Source organism: Aridibaculum aurantiacum (genome assembly GCF_017355875.1).
Lineage (GTDB): Bacteria > Bacteroidota > Bacteroidia > Chitinophagales > Chitinophagaceae > Segetibacter > Segetibacter aurantiacus.
The window spans coordinates 2,323,399-2,338,815 of the sequence record NZ_JAFEWC010000001.1; the positions used below are offsets into that span (position 1 = coordinate 2,323,399).

Sequence of the window (15,417 nt, forward strand, 5' to 3'; positions counted from 1 at the left end):
CAATTATTTTATATCAAATTCCTGCATGTGTTAAAACCTCTGGCATGTAGCCTAACTACACCAACCACGGCCAAATAAGACTACATTTGATGCCTACCACCAAAACGCTTAAGAAACATCATGGAAAGTTTTAAAAACCCACAAGTCATTTGGTTTGTGTTGGGCTTCCTCTTTTTCCTGTTAGAATTTGCTATCCCCGGTTTCATCCTTTTCTTTTTTGGCGTTGGAGCCTGGGTTGTTGCCATCATCTTACTTTTTGTAGATGTTTCTATCAATACGCAATTGCTCATCTTTTTAATCAGCTCAGTTATTACCACGCTACTTTTTCGCAAGTGGGTAAAGCAAATGGTTTTTACACGCAAACATACCAGCGAGTTAGAAGACGAATTCATAGGTAAGACGGGCAAAGCAGAAACCAATATTGGTCCTGGCAGCGATGGTAAAGTAGCATTTAGAGGAACTGTATGGGATGCAAGATCACACGATACCATTGCCAAAGGCGAAACAGTAGTTATAACTGGCAACGAAAGCATATTATTAATTGTAAAATCAACTAAACAAGCACTATGACAGCAGGCACTATAATTCTTATTGTTTTTATTCTCTTTCTTTTGGTTGCATTTCTATCCACTTTCAAAGTGGTGCCGCAGCGGTCGGTGTATATAGTAGAGCGACTTGGAAAATACAGCCGCACATTAGAAGCTGGCTTCCATATTCTTATTCCTTTTATCGACAAGATCGCTTATCGCCAAAATCAAAAAGAGCAAGCTATAGATGTGGCTTCGCAAACATGTATCACCAAAGACAATATAGCCGTAGAGGTTGATGGTATTCTTTACCTGCAGGTGGTAGATCCGCAAAAAGCATCGTACGGTATCGACAACTACAAGTTTGCCGTAGTGCAGATATCGCAGACAACCATGCGTAGCATCATTGGCAAAATGGAACTGGACAAAACTTTTGAAGAACGCGAAACAGTAAATGCCAGTATAGTAGAGGCAGTGGATAAAGCAAGCGGACCGTGGGGTATTAAAGTTTCACGTTATGAAGTGAAGAACATTTCGCCGCCCCAGAGTATAAAAGACGCCATGGAAAAGCAGATGCGTGCAGAACGTGAGAAGCGTGCATTGATTGCAGAGTCCGAAGGTGATAAACAAGCAAAGATCAACCGCGCGGAAGGTGATAAACAAGAAGCCATTGCACGCTCCGAAGGTGAAAAGCAGCGCCGTATGAATGAAGCTGCCGGTACTGCTTCCGAGATAGAATTGGTGGCCGTGGCTACCGCTAAAGGTATCCGCGAAATTGCACAATCTATAAATGCAGAAGGTGGAATGAATGCTGTAAACCTGCGCATTGCCGAGCAGTATCTTACAGAGTTTGGCAAGCTTGCAAAAGTGAATAACAGCATGATCGTTCCTGCTGATCTATCTGACATAGCAGGCGTTATTTCAAGCATCACTTCCGTTATTGGAAAATCAAAATTGGAGACGCCAAGAATAGGTAAATAGGTTTCTATTCCCAATATTATCAAGCCTTCACTTTTAATAGTGAAGGCTTTTTTATAACACCTTTTTGTTCAAGTAATGCATTATGTTACCAGCAGAGAATCTACTAGCAGCATCGTTGCCACGCTCGGTTGAAAAGGTAGTTTTCCATAGCAGCTGCAGTTTTAGTTAAAGTCTTCCTTCCAAATATTGCAGTGGCTTGAATAAGATATATGTGAGGTCAACACACGGGAACATTTTTATATTCTCGCAAAACCTTCATTGCTTAGCTAGCCATAAATTATTTACTTCTGCCTTACCAGCGATACATCGTCTACATAACAAAAGGCATTGGCTGCACCATTGGCCATAAAACCTATTTCCACTTTACCATTCCTGATGTTTACATTCTTGATGGTGATGGTATTCCAGCCTGCATTTTCAGTATTAATATTATAGCGATGCATCTTACCATTGGAAAGCGCATACATGTGGAGGTCAGTAAAGTTGATGCTGTTCTTTACCCTGGCGGTTAAGGTATATTTACCACTTTCCAGTTTCGCATAAGGTGAAGATTCAATCACCTGGAATACCTTCCTTTTAAAGTTAATGCGGTCACTGATTGCAAGGGTTTTTTCACCTACAACAACTTTTCTATCCTCCTGTGTATTCATGTAGTTCAGGGTTGGAGAAAGCGCACTGTCAAGGCTTATCTCATTTCCTTCCAGCACCTGGCTGGTCCAGCCGGTGAGTTGTAGCTGCACTGGTTTTACGGTACTTGGTATCTTTTTGCGGTCAGCTTCAAAGCTTCCATTATTTACCCAGTTGTTATCTTTTGCCACATTCCATTCACCCGTTCTTGCATTCAAATTCCATGAATGAAGTGAGTTGAAATAAGGCGTTTGACCATCAAAAGAAAGGGGCGTCCATTGGTTATAACCCAATCCATTTCCAGCAAAGTTGGCCCAGCGATCGCCGCAGTAAACCACTGTTTCTTTTTTGCTGCCCTTTACGTTAAAGAAGAACCCGGTTTGCGTAATATGGGCATAGTCTTCTTCACTTCCTTTTATCACCTCCATATTGTTTTTAGGCAAGTATGGACCTCTAATATCATCAGCTACAAGATAATATGCCAGCGAGGCATCCCAGCCATATAAGTTGGAAGCAAACATATAATACTTGCCCTTGTATTTAAACATGCAATTACCCTCACGGCCTGCACCTTCAAATATCTTAGTGCAATCCAGCAGGTTCACCTTGCCATCTTTCATTCCAATTTCAGAGATATAGATCTTGTTTCTTCCCTGGCCATACGAGTACACCAGGTAAGACTTACCATTATCTTCATCAGTAAATACTGTCTGGTCGCCGGTGTTGGTAGTGCCTATCATCTCCTTCATGCTTATTCTTTGGTGCCATGAAAATGACCCGTTAGGAGTAGGCGAAGTAAGTATCAGCACCTGGCTTCCATGCTGCACAATCATGGCATATTGATTGGTCTCTTTGATAAAAGCAACACCTAACCGACCAACCCATGTCCTGCGTTCACCATCATGTTTCTTCAGTTCTTCACGGGTTAGTACATCACCTTCAAACTTCCAGTTAACAGCATCAGTAGAACTATAACAGGTTACTGTTTCAAAGGTAGCTGTGGGAAGTGTTACCGACGGATCATTACGATAAGTGTCAGCTTCTTTGTATTGCACGCCATACCAGTAATACTTAATTTCTCCTGTGGCAGGGTCAGGAAACCTGAATATGCCACCACCCTGGCTGTAGATCGGGCGACCATCTTTGGTGTTCCAAAATTGATCATTCTTTATGTTGTGCGGCTGGGCTTTCAAGTTAGTGTTGCTGCCAGTGAGGATTGCCAGCACAATCATAAGAAGGGTAGGGAGTTTCATTGCTGATTGCATTGCTACATATTTGCTACAAACATAAGGGGAGTAACATTCCCTTGATCTTTCCATATATTCAATTAATGTGCACCACTAGAAGTCGCTGGTGGTCATGATCCAAAATAATAAACAGTCTACATGTATCTTCACCAGTTTAGTGGATGGTGAAGAACCCAACAATGGGAAGAAAGATTGGATTGTCCTAACGATAATAGAAAAATATATGCTGCCTAACCTTTAATCGCATCAACTATTGCTTATTTACCAGCATTAGCCATTCAAGATATTCCTGTGGTTCAACAGCACCCAATACGTAGATTCATTTAATCAGCTTCAACCTGGTTGAAACAACTAGCGAGTCTCCAACACTCCACTAAAACTCTACAATAAATCCAATGGTAGGCAAGGTGAAGGCACTTGCATTATCAATCCTTACAGGTATTGCATTGCTGCCATTCAACTGTACTGGCTGACCATCGGTGGTTTCAAAAGCAGTATTGTTCGCGTTGCGTTTAAAGGTGTATGAATCAACCGCAGGTGCCTTTGCTGCCCACCAGTTGGTAATGTCAAGGTATACATCAAGTGTCAACTTCCTGAAATTCCACTTTTTGTCAATGCGAATATCGCTTGCGCTAAAGTTGCCTAACCGCAGTGTATTGAAGCGTGCGTTATCTTCTATACCTCGCCCAAGGGAAAGGTAGTTGGCGCGGCTGGCCACTTCATCATATGGTGTATACGGATTTCCTCCCTGGAAGCGGTACTTCAATCCCAATTCCCAGTTGCGGTTGAACTTATAGCCTCCAACCAGGCTCAGCAAATGCCGGCTGTCCCAGGCACTCGGTGCATATTTACCATCAGCATTGGTATAGCGGCTATAAAAAAAGGTATAACTAGCGGTGCCAAAGAAACGCTGCGTAAGTTTTTGCTGTGCAAACAGCTCCACGCCATAGCTGTTGCCCTTTCCATTGGTTACCACCGCTTCATTTCCTATAAAGCCAAATCCTGCTCCCTGGTTGCTGAGGCTAATGCCATCTTTTACAGAAATGGGTGCATTATTGTAATGCTTATAAAAAGCTTCCACAGTAAAGCGCGTAGTTGGTACAGGTAAATATTCTACACCTGTTACATAATGGGTGCTAACGAGGTAGTCACTATTTCTGTTAGCGAAAGCGCCGTTGTTACTTTGAAAACCTAAAATTGTGTACGGTGGTATCTTGGTATAGCTGCCTGCACTTGCATTCAATGTAACCTTATCTGATAGTAAATAGCTAAATGCTATACGTGGCGATAGAGTAGCCAATGCATTAGTTCCGTTGGTAGTAAATGAATTCATGTCAGTACGCAGTCCTGCACTAATACCCAGTCGTTCTTCAAAAAAACGTTTACCCACCTGGACAAATGCACCATACTTCCAAAAGTCAAGACCAGATGCGAAATTGATAATATCGGCAGGTTGTACAATGCTTCCATTGTTGTCAACAAGAGCAGCTCTCCGCCTGATGAAGGAGGAAGTTTGATATTGCACCAGCTGCGTCATTATTCCGTAAGTTGTTTTCCATCCACTCACTGTTGTGCTGATGTCGGCGCGTACTTTATTCTCCGTTTCACGAAAGGCAGTGTTTAGCCTAAGGTTAGAAGATGATGACTCATCGTTGTTATCATATTTCACCAAAGCATTGTCGAAGGCATTCCTGCTTATAGCTATATTCAATATGCCATTGTTCAGAGATCTTTTGTAAGAAACACCACCGGTGTAATTCCACTGGTTCACATTAGGAACGCTTTCTAATGTGTATAGTTTCTCGGGTGTCGGTTCTTTAGGCGCTACGAACGAAAATTCATCTATAGCACCTATACCTAAAAATGTAAGGGTACTTTTCGCATCAGGCTTGTACGTTATTTTGTACTGAAAGTCCCAATAGTTGGGTCGGATAGGCAGGTCGATCAGCTTGAACAGTACCTGCAAATAACTCCTGCGGGCAGAAGCAAGAAAGGTCAGGTTCTTCTTATTGTTCAGCGGACCTTCCAGTGTGGCAGCCAGTTCAGATGCACTCAATCTTACGTTACCCTGAACACGGTTTGGATTGCCTTGTTTTTGTTTGAATTCAAATACACCACTCAGCGCATTATCGAACCGGGCATCAAATGCACTGCTGCTAAGCTTTACATCTTCTATAAAAGAAACATTTAAAATGCCTTGCGGTCCACCTGCGCTTCCCTGCGTGCTAAAGTGATTGATCACCGGTATCTCTATTCCATCCAGGTAATAAACATTCTCATTGGGTGCACCGCCCCTGATTATGATATCATTCCTGGGTCCGCCGCCGGTACTGGCACCTCCGCCTACACCTGGCAGTGATTGCACTACTTTGCTAATGTCAAAGTTCCCTCCAGGGAAAGCTTTGATCTCTTCAGTGGTCAGGCGCTGTACACTCAAAGGAGTTTCCAGCGTAGCCACTTTGGCTACCTGTCTCCGTGTACTCACCACCACACCTTGTAGTTGTGCTGATACAGGCAGCAGTTCAAATGATACTTCGTTCTCATTACCACTTGTTACTACAATATTGAATTTGCTGAGGCTATCGTATCCTATAGCAGAAACTGTAATGGTATATGCTCCTGGTGCTATGCCCTGCACCCGGTACCTACCAAGAGAGTCTGTAGTGGTAGCATTACCAACTTCTTTAACCAAAACTGTTGCTGCACCTATAGATTTAAGCGTCGTGCCATTGGTAACGGAGCCTGTAATGCTCCCGGCATTTTGAGCGGAAACCAGTGTAGGTAGTAAGAACAGGAAGAAGTAAAAAAGCTGCGTTGTTAGTTTCATGGTTGAACAGTTGCTAAAGTAACAAAGTACTGTTCATATTGTTGAACATTGCAGCTTTTCTATTACCAGGTTGCTTTTCCTGTAACAGCATCAAATTATTCACTGCTTATCGGTATCATCCATTTCTATTTCTTCAGCGCAGCCGACAGCTGATCATAGTAAGCCTCGCTTACTGGTAACAGCGCTTTGCCAATTGTCACCTGGTTTCGTTCCAGCTTATCTATTTTATTGGTGCTCACTATAAAAGATCTATGGATCCTGGTGAACTTATCGTGTGGTAGCAGGTTGGCTGCTTCAGCAAATGTTATGCGTGACAGAACGTTTTTTTCTTTGGTAACAAAGGTGACATAGTTGCCTGTTGCCTCTAAATACAAGATGTCATCATACATCACTTTCACCTGTTCGTATCCCGTTTTCAGGTAAATGAAATCTTCTGTTTCCGGGCCGTTTCTATAGTTGTACAATTCAAATGCTTTGTTACATCCTTTCAGAAAACGCGCTAATGAAAATGGCTTTAGCAGGTAATCAACAGCATCCAATTCAAAGCTTGTAACTGCATGCTCGGTATACGCTGTAGTGAATATAACGAGTGGCTTTTTACGCAGGCTGTTTAAGAATTCAATACCGGATATATCAGGCATTTTTATATCAAGAAAAAGCAGGTCAACATTCTCCTTTTGCAGGTATTCCATCGCTTCAAACGCATCGGTGAAGGTGGCCACCAGGTTGATAAAAGGCACCTTGGAAGCATGCGATTGTATGATAGTAAGTGCTATTGGTTCGTCATCTATGGCTATAGCTTTCATCAATGGCTGTTAATTATGCAAGCTGTAAGATAAGATGAACAAAGTATTCTTTGCTGGTCTCTCTTATAGTCAATTCGTGCTTGTTTGGATACAATAGTTGTAACCGCTGGCGCACGTTTTCTAAACCAATGCCGCTCTTGAATTTTTCCGGGTCGTTTGCCGACTTTGGATGAATGGTATTATACACATCAAAGTAAAGTGTATCATTTTTCACTTCCAGGCTTATGCTAATGCGCGATGCTTCGCGAAAACTGATGCCGTGCTTGAATGCATTTTCTACAAAAGGTATGAGCAGCATAGGTGCTACATGGTAAACGGCTTCGGTTTCTTGTATCTGTGTTTCTACCTGCACCCTAGGATTAGCATCCGTCCGCAGGTTTTGAAGGCCGATGTAATTGTTCAGGTAATTGATTTCGCTTGAAAGCGGTATGCGTTCCTGCATATTTTCCTGCAGCATAAAACGCATCATGTCCGATAGCTTTTGAACAGCTTCACTGGTTCGTTCTGCATTTTCCATGATGGCCATTCCATAAATATTATTTAGTGCATTGAATAAGAAATGCGGGTTGATCTGCGAACGAAGAAAATCAAGGCTAGCGGTTGACTGTGTCAGTTCTTTTTCCAATACATGAATCTCTTCGCGACCTTTTTGTTGTCGTTTGTACAGCACCCACGAAAGTGGCGCAGTGATCAATATTTGTATAGTAACATTCAGAGATGCAATGGAGGTTGCCAGGTCTTCGCTTCTTGTGGTAAGAACAGCAAAAAGGAACAATGGAAAGAATAAGATAATCATCAGCAACACAACCCTCACCATGTAATAAACCGAAGGCCTGCGTTTTTTTAATGCAGCAGGTATCAGTGTATAAGAGGAATACATGTAAAGCAAAATACCAAGTGGAGCCACCAGCCCCCAACCCACAAGAAATCCATGGCCAGCTTCGGCAATAGCTAAAATAAACATGCTCATCAGCCAGAGCACAAGTGCATCTGTTCCGTTGCGCTGTATTGACCTGTATTTACCTTCAGTAGCTTTTCGTTGAGTAATAAAATAAAGCGCTGTGTATTTCAGCATCGTATAGATCACTACCAGTACGACAAACTGGAAAGTCTCCATGGCCACATTTTCCAGGATAGTCAAAGTAGTTGCTGCACTGTCTTTGCTCTGTGGATATAAGTAAGCCAACCGTAAGCAATCTGAGCCAAAATCAATAGCTGCAACACCGAGAAAAAGAAGCCCGACAAAGAACAGGTGCTTAAGAGTTTTGTCCTTCGCTACTATTTTAGGAACCAGGAAAAAGTTGATGACCCAGAAAGCCGCATACCACGAAAGGTAATCTACAAGTGTAGGTAAGAACAGTTGAAGATGATAATTGAACGGAAGACCTGCTTTGCTGAACAAGTCTTTGTACTTGGTATAATATTCTTCATTGCCCGTAGCGTTTTCCATTATCCAGAAAAACAGGAAAAAAACATATAGCGTGGTGATTGCCCAAAATTCAAAACGGATAATATTCTCTCTTCTTTTATTTATATCGGTCATAGCCTGTGTTTGAACTGCAATGCTACTTGATAAGCAAGTAAAGCATACGAGGAAGTGATGAATTGGCCATTTTATGTGACGACTTCCTGCTTTCATCAAACCTGCTTTGTCTCTTAGGCAAATCACTAAACTGAATCCTAGTGAGCAGCCGGTTTTTCCTGTTCCGTCACATATATCCAACTGCCCGTCACATGCAGATTCAATGCGCTACAAGGTTGGCTAATCTTGCTCATCAACAATCAAAAATTACCAGCTATGCAATTAATTAAACACGCTACTATTCTTTTACTCGCTTGTATAAGTATGGGGCATTCAAGTTTCGCACAAAGCGCAGGAAAAATTTCTGGAACCATATTGGCCAATGGTGAGAAAGCCATTGGTGCTACAGTGGCTTTGCTCAATGTAAAAGATTCTTCATTAGTAAAGCGAACGGCTACAAACAATCTTGGCGAGTTTGTTTTTGAACAGGTAGCCGAAGGAAAATACAGGGTAGGTGCTACTGCAGTAGGTTTTCAAAAAGTGATGTCACCAATGATTGAGATAACTTCCCAGCAGAAAACGATTGCCGTTCCTGCTATCACCTTAACACCTGCTGCTTCAAAGCTGAATGATGTGAAGGTTACAACCAATCGGCCAATGATAGAGCAACGCATTGACAGGACGATTATAAATGTAGAAGCTGCTATTACCAATGCCGGCTCATCAGCTTTTGAAGTATTGGAAAAGGCGCCAGGTGTAAGTATAGACCGGGAAGGGAACATTAGCCTGAAAGGTAAAGAAGGTGTACTGGTGATGGTAGATGGCAGGCCAACTGAAATGGCTGCTGCAGACCTTGCCAATATGCTTCGCAATATGAATGCATCGCAGTTAGATCAAATAGAAATTATGACCAATCCGCCGGCACGCTATGATGCTGCCGGTAATGCAGGTATCATCAATATCAAGACAAAGAAGATTGTTACTGCTGGTTATAATGGAACCGGTTCAGTAAACTATATGCAGGGCAGGTATCCTAAAGCAAATACAGGTTTCAATTTTAATTACAGGGAGCAAAAGGTAAATGTGTTTGCCAACTTTGGCCATAACTATCGCAAGAGCTACGAGGATAATACCATACGCCGCAATATTCGCAACAGCAGTAACAACATTATAAATTTCTTCGACCTGGAGGCTAACAAAATAACGGAAGCCAATGGCTTTAGCAGCAAGGTTGGTATTGACTTTTTCGTGGATAAAAAAACAACCGTAGGATTGGCTGTTAACGGTGCGACCAATCATAACACGTTAAGCAACTTCAACAACACAAACATATATACAGCCTCGAAGGAACTGGAAAGTATTACCACTGCAAGTGGAGCTAATACCAACAACTGGAACAGGATCAGCACCAACCTTTTTTTCAGAAGAGTGCTGAATAAGAAAGGCAGCGAAATAAGCGGCGATGTTGATTTTATTGATCACCGCTCAAAGTTTAGTATGGACATGGTGAACAACTACCCGTATAACAATGGCAGTGGACAGACAACGGCCGACACACTGTTGGGTAACCTACCACAAAATGTACAAGTGTATAGTGGAAGGATTGACTACTCATTGCCTTTTGGTAAAAATTCAAAATTGGAGGCTGGCGCAAAGAGCAGTATAGTTCGTACAGATAATAATGCGCAGTATGATAGCCTGCAGAATGGAGCATTGTTGCGTGATATCAACCGCAGTAATCATTTCATTTACCAGGAGAACATCAATGCTGCTTATGTAAATGTGGTACAGCCAATCAGCAAAAAACTAAATGCGCAGCTAGGTTTGCGCCTGGAGAACACCAATGCCACCGGCAGGCAATTAACTACCGGTAAAGATTTTGACAGGCATTATACGCAACTGTTTCCAACCGCTTACCTGCAGTACAAGCTAAACGACAAACACACACTGGCAGCAAACCTTGGCAGGAGAGTGCAGCGTCCGAACTATCAAAGCCTGAACCCGTTTATCCGCTTCATAGATCGTTACACATATAGTGAAGGCAATCCCAATCTAAGACCATCCGTAAGTAATAATGTGGAGTTCACCCATATGTTTAAGAATATGTTTACCACCACCCTTAACTATACCGCAACCAATGATATCATTAACTCGGTATTAGAACAACAGGGCAGGGAAGTTTACCACCGGCCTACTAATATCGCATCGCTAAGGCAGGTAGGCATTGCAGTAAATGCGAACAACAATATCACAAAATGGTGGAGCAGCAATATCATGGTCAATGCTTTTTATAACCGTTATAAGGGTGTGGTGAATAATAATGCTGTTGACCTATCGGCAACTAGTTGCATTTTGATGGCCATGCAACAGTTCAAGCTTAGCAAAACGGTTTCGGCAGAACTAAGTGGCAGGTATCGCACTGGCTGGCTGGAAGGAATATTTGAAGCACAACCGCTAGGTATAGTATGGGCAGGAGTAAGCAAGCAGGTGATGAAAAACCAGGGAACCGTTCGCCTGACTGTTCGTGATATCTTCCATTCACAAGTATTTAAAGGAACAGCCAGGTATAGCAATGTTGACGTGTTCATGCAGGAAGTGAACGATACAAGGATGGTGATGCTCGGCTTTACTTATCGCTTTAGCAAAGGAAAAAAAGTTGCACCCGTTAAACGAACTGCAGGCAGTGCCAATGAAGAGGAGGGAAGAATAGAACAATAAAAAAAAATCCAACATTTATATCAAAAAGGCTATGGTGAAGTATACTATAGCTCTTTTCATATTGTAGAGAAGGTAGAAAAATATCATCCTTTACCACAGTTTAATCCACACGAAGTACGCTTAGTTTCCCCAATTGTTTATTAGCCAAAGCAGCTTGCGGAAGAGCCGGTTTAACAACTATCACGCATGATATTTGAACTAGTATAAAAAACTATTAATATGTCATCCATAAACATAAGTAGATCATTTGAGGTGCCTGTTGAGAAACTGTTTGCTGCCTGGACCGAACCGGCATTATTAAAACAATGGTGGAAACCATTGGGTAATCAACTAAAAGACGTGGTGAATGACCTGAACGAGTCAGGAACAGTTCGATATGAATTTCAGGACGGGCTGGTAATAAAAGGGAAATATGAAACAGTGAAGCCCACCGAAATACTTGTATACACCTGGAAGTGGAGCTTACAAGAGGCTGCCGTTGATGATTCTAACTATAAATTGCATATTCATTTCAGCCAGGAAGGAACAGGAAGTATAATAAAAATAGAACAGGAAGGATTTGAAACGGAAGAACATGTAAAGCCTCATACAAAAGGTTGGGAGGAAGGCCTTGATCAACTGGCAGCGTTTGTACAACAACAAAGTGAAGGTGGAAGCGGTGATGGGGAACAACATGAAGTTGGCAAGCCTCCTGTGACAGGTTATAATGAAACGCCCGAACAACAAAAAGTGGGAGGAGGATAAGAAGGCGGTTGTTATTTGAAATCGTAACAGGCTTCTTAAAGGGAATCTTTCAAAGAATGAGCAATAGCTGCATAATGTGCAAACGTACAAGTGTGCGACGCAACAACAGCATCATAGTAGTTGTGTCGCTTGGAACATAACCATAGATAATATGTTCAAACATTCATTGCCTTGCATGGAGCATTCAAACCAGGCTGTGTTATTCAGTTTTTTGAATTTTAATAACAGCATTTTTATGCATGTCAGCTGATGCACTGATCACATGTGTTTTACCGTCAGCATTGATTTCTATCATGGCTGTGTTTGGTGGAATAGAACCCAGGTTGTGTGCCACCAGTGTTATTACATGCTCTCCTGGCTCATTGTTCAGCAACAATTGAAATACGATTGGTTTTACCCGGACTGCCACGTGATGTTGAACAATTTTATCGTTGTGCAGGATACTGATGCTGTCTCCATCTTCTACACCATTATCATACATTTTCACCACCAGCATACTTGCCGAAGTCGTTATGGTTTCAACAATATTATTGGTTCTCTCATGCCTGGCAGCAATCAGTGCCAGCGTATCAGTTTCACTGGCCCCTGTTATTTCCATTGTACCTGCTGTGGTAGAATAATCATTATGAGCATGTGCAAACCTGCTGCCACTGTTGGCTTGTTTGGTAAGTGCTGAGAGCATAAAAGAAGTAGTATCTGTATCGCTGGAGAGTTTGGTGAGCATGACAGGCATGGCGATGCCGAAGCTCATGATCTTTACGGCAGCCGATTTTGGTACTGCATGGCCCTTCAGTATTTCCTCGTCACCATCAACTGAATACCTCAGGTTGTAATTGGTTTGTGCATGCATGAAAGAATGATCAATAAAACCTACACTCTTTCCCCTGAACCGTTTGCTGGCTGTATCAAAATTTGCTGTGAAGTTGGTCTTGCAGAAACCCATGCCGTCGCGGTCGTAGGTGTATCCTATATATTGATCGCCGTGTTTTACCAATACAATTTTTACTTCAGTGCTGCCACCTCCACCTTTCCATGTTCCAGTAAGATCCTGGCTAAAGGTGCTCAAGTGGATTAGTAATAATACGGCTATGGCAGTGATAGTTTTCATGCAGGTAATTTTATTGGAATGTACAAAGGATTGCATTCATATAGAAGTTGATAGCAAGAAGCAGTTTTACGAAGGCTAGTGGAATGTGGATTGGAAACATTAGCTGAAAATGGTTGTAAAGATGATGATGGATGTTAGCAGCACTACCTTATTTTGCGGCACTTATGACTTTACAATCATTCGATGAACTAGGTTGGGAAGAGCAACTGCAGGTTATAAAAGAGGAGGGTGCAATGGTTGGCACCAGGGACGATTCCATTCATTATATGCACTTGTACCAATTGCATAGTTTTTATGTGGAACTAACCTACAACAAAGAAGATAAGGAGCTATGGCGGATTGGGCCGTTTGATCACCCGGTTTTCCTGCATCCTTACTTAGAACAAATTGATATCTCGAAATTGCAGCTTGGCGAATAAGGGAATGATACTTGTGAAACCATATTGGTTACATCAATAACAACATACAAAATGGACGGAACAATAAGAGCGAATATAAAACCAGGAATGTTGGTAAATATTGTACTAAAGAAAGATCAGCGTACAGGCACACTTACAGAAGGTATTGTAAAGGATCTGCTCACCAGTGCTCCCAAGCACCACCGCGGCATAAAAGTGCGTTTAGAAGATGGACAAATAGGAAGGGTGCAGGAGATCCTGGAGGAGGAATAGCATGGGCTATGCACTCACTCGGCAACTGCACCAGGTTTTTTCTTTTTGAATAAGGGCTTTAGCAGGATCACTAACTTCTCTACCAGAAAACCAACCAGCAAACCTGCAATAGCACAGGACAAGGCTTTTACAGCCCATGCAACTACAGGCAGGTGCGCTAAGGATTCTTCTATAACGTGTAGCAGGTGACTGGTAAAAGGTATGCCATGCGCAATGATTTCGGCGCCTACCCATAACATTGCTGCTGTACCCACATAACTCAAGAACCTTAGAAAATGCGGCATGAACGTAACGATACCACGCCCGAACTTACGCGTAGTAGGGTTGAATCTTTCCTGCGCCAGGTGTACACCTATATCATCCGCTTTTACAATTAGTCCTACAAACCCATACACCGCGACAGTTATAAAAATTGCTACCGCCAGCATCACCACTACTTGGTTTACAAACGGCTGGTCAGTAACCTGGCTATAAGCAATTGCCATTATTTCTGCTGATAAAATGATATCAGTGCGTACAGCACCCGTCACACGTTCTTTCTCCAATTCTTCCGGCGTTATCACTTTCACGTTTTCTACTTCCACATCCGCAGCATGGTGCTTGCTAAACATTGAATGCACCTTTTCGTAGCCTTCAAAACATAAGTAGGCACCACCCAACATCAGCACAGGAGTGATAACCCACGGCGCAAAATAACCAAGTAACAATGCAGCAGGACTTAGGATAAGCAGTTTATTGAACAACGACTTTTTGGCTATGCGAAAAATGATAGAAAGCTCCCTTGATGGATCGAGGCCTACAACATACTTAGGTGTAACAGCGGTGTCATCTATCACTATCCCCGACACTTTCCCTGTAGTTTTTGCCACCTGTGCAGGCACATCATCTATACTAGCGGCGCTTGCTTTCACCAATGCTGATATATCATCTAATAGAGCAAAAAAACCTGAAGCCATTGCTAATGTTGTTATTACTGTAAGTATGTACTGGAAAATCTATACCAGGCGAAAGCAAGTTAAGCGAGTGGTGCAAATAAACAAGCTTGTGTATAAATTCGTCCCTGATCCATTGTTGACGTTAATGTTTTTGTTGCCAGTCTTAGTAAATCAATATTAAATTCAATTTCTACCATTCAATGAATATAAGAGAAGCCGTTTCGGCAGACATTCCGCAAATGCAGGTAATCAGGAATTCGGTAAAGGAAAATATTCTTTCCGATCCAAGCCTGGTTACAGAAAAAGACTATGAAGAATTCATGAACAACAGGGGCAAGGGGTGGGTGTGCGAGATTGATGAAAAGATTGTAGGATTTGCCATTGCGGATCTACGGGAACAAAATATTTGGGCGCTTTTTATTGACCCGGCCTTTGAAAAGCACGGCATTGGACGGCGCCTCCACGACACCATGCTAGACTGGTATTTCAGCCAGGAGCAACATATTGTATGGCTGGGCACTACTCCAAAAACCAGGGCTGAAGCTTTTTACCGGAAGGCCGGGTGGCAGGAAAAAGGAACACATGGAAAAGACGAAATAAGGTTTGAGATGACACACGAAAGATGGAAAAGAATGAAAACCGGTGACCATAATAGTTGAAATGATAAAGCCTCATCAACAGTACCCATAGCCTCACAAATACAG

At 42.3% G+C, this 15,417-nt stretch carries 13 protein-coding genes; 7 read left to right on the forward strand and 6 right to left on the reverse strand.

Translation table 11 applies throughout. The features are described from left to right. The first annotated feature begins 120 nt into the window (after positions 1-120). Complete coding sequence (locus J4N22_RS09740) at positions 121-570, forward strand: NfeD family protein (RefSeq protein ID WP_207493805.1); 450 nt, start codon at positions 121-123, stop codon at positions 568-570. Then, positions 567-1,508 carry an SPFH domain-containing protein gene (locus J4N22_RS09745; protein WP_207493806.1) on the forward strand — a complete coding sequence of 314 codons (942 nt, stop codon included), beginning with the start codon at positions 567-569 and terminating at the stop codon, positions 1,506-1,508. Before J4N22_RS09740 ends, J4N22_RS09745 begins: the two co-directional genes overlap by 4 nt. A 281-nt stretch (positions 1,509-1,789) precedes the next feature. Here J4N22_RS09745 and J4N22_RS09750 read toward each other — a convergent pair whose 3' ends face one another. The 4 genes from J4N22_RS09750 to J4N22_RS09765 form a co-directional block, all read right to left on the reverse strand. Further along, positions 1,790-3,388: a family 43 glycosylhydrolase gene (locus J4N22_RS09750; RefSeq protein ID WP_242692115.1), complete on the reverse strand. Its 1,599-nt coding sequence runs from the start codon at positions 3,386-3,388 to the stop codon at positions 1,790-1,792. A gap of 367 nt (positions 3,389-3,755) precedes the next feature. Then, entirely contained in the window at positions 3,756-6,209 is a 2,454-nt protein-coding gene (locus tag J4N22_RS09755; RefSeq protein WP_207493808.1) for a TonB-dependent receptor, read from the reverse strand. A 125-nt stretch (positions 6,210-6,334) separates the two neighbouring features. After that, the gene (locus J4N22_RS09760; RefSeq protein WP_207493809.1) at positions 6,335-7,015 is read right to left on the reverse strand and encodes a LytR/AlgR family response regulator transcription factor; all 681 of its coding nucleotides are present in this window, start codon (positions 7,013-7,015) and stop codon (positions 6,335-6,337) included. A gap of 13 nt (positions 7,016-7,028) precedes the next feature. Beyond that, positions 7,029-8,558, reverse strand: a complete 1,530-nt coding sequence (locus J4N22_RS09765) for a sensor histidine kinase (RefSeq protein WP_207493810.1) — start codon at positions 8,556-8,558, stop codon at positions 7,029-7,031. Between the two features lie 255 nt (positions 8,559-8,813). On the opposite strand from J4N22_RS09765, the gene J4N22_RS09770 reads away from it, so the two are divergent. Both J4N22_RS09770 and J4N22_RS09775 read left to right on the forward strand, forming a co-directional pair. Beyond that, positions 8,814-11,255, forward strand: coding sequence for a TonB-dependent receptor domain-containing protein (locus tag J4N22_RS09770; RefSeq protein ID WP_207493811.1), 2,442 nt, complete (start codon positions 8,814-8,816; stop codon positions 11,253-11,255). Positions 11,256-11,474: 219 nt separating this feature from the next. Further along, on the forward strand, positions 11,475-11,999 hold the full coding sequence (locus J4N22_RS09775; protein ID WP_207493812.1) for an SRPBCC family protein: 525 nt from the start codon (positions 11,475-11,477) through the stop codon (positions 11,997-11,999). A gap of 199 nt (positions 12,000-12,198) precedes the next feature. Here the strand turns inward: J4N22_RS09775 and J4N22_RS09780 are convergent, their stop codons facing one another. After that, positions 12,199-13,107 (reverse strand): hypothetical protein, encoded by a 909-nt coding sequence (locus J4N22_RS09780; RefSeq protein WP_207493813.1) that lies wholly within the window; start codon positions 13,105-13,107, stop codon positions 12,199-12,201. Positions 13,108-13,238: 131 nt separating this feature from the next. On the opposite strand from J4N22_RS09780, the gene J4N22_RS09785 reads away from it, so the two are divergent. Together J4N22_RS09785 and J4N22_RS09790 are read left to right on the forward strand one after the other, a co-directional pair. Continuing rightward, positions 13,239-13,526 (forward strand): hypothetical protein, encoded by a 288-nt coding sequence (locus J4N22_RS09785; RefSeq protein ID WP_207493814.1) that lies wholly within the window; start codon positions 13,239-13,241, stop codon positions 13,524-13,526. Positions 13,527-13,577: 51 nt separating this feature from the next. Then, a complete protein-coding gene (locus J4N22_RS09790; protein WP_207493815.1) occupies positions 13,578-13,778 on the forward strand; it encodes a YwbE family protein in 201 nt (66 codons plus the stop codon). Positions 13,779-13,792: 14 nt separating this feature from the next. Here J4N22_RS09790 and J4N22_RS09795 read toward each other — a convergent pair whose 3' ends face one another. Then, entirely contained in the window at positions 13,793-14,734 is a 942-nt protein-coding gene (locus J4N22_RS09795; RefSeq protein WP_207493816.1) for a DUF808 domain-containing protein, read from the reverse strand. A 179-nt stretch (positions 14,735-14,913) separates the two neighbouring features. Between J4N22_RS09795 and J4N22_RS09800 the strand changes: the two genes are divergently transcribed. Further along, on the forward strand, positions 14,914-15,372 hold the full coding sequence (locus tag J4N22_RS09800; RefSeq protein WP_207493817.1) for a GNAT family N-acetyltransferase: 459 nt from the start codon (positions 14,914-14,916) through the stop codon (positions 15,370-15,372). Positions 15,373-15,417 lie beyond the last annotated feature (45 nt).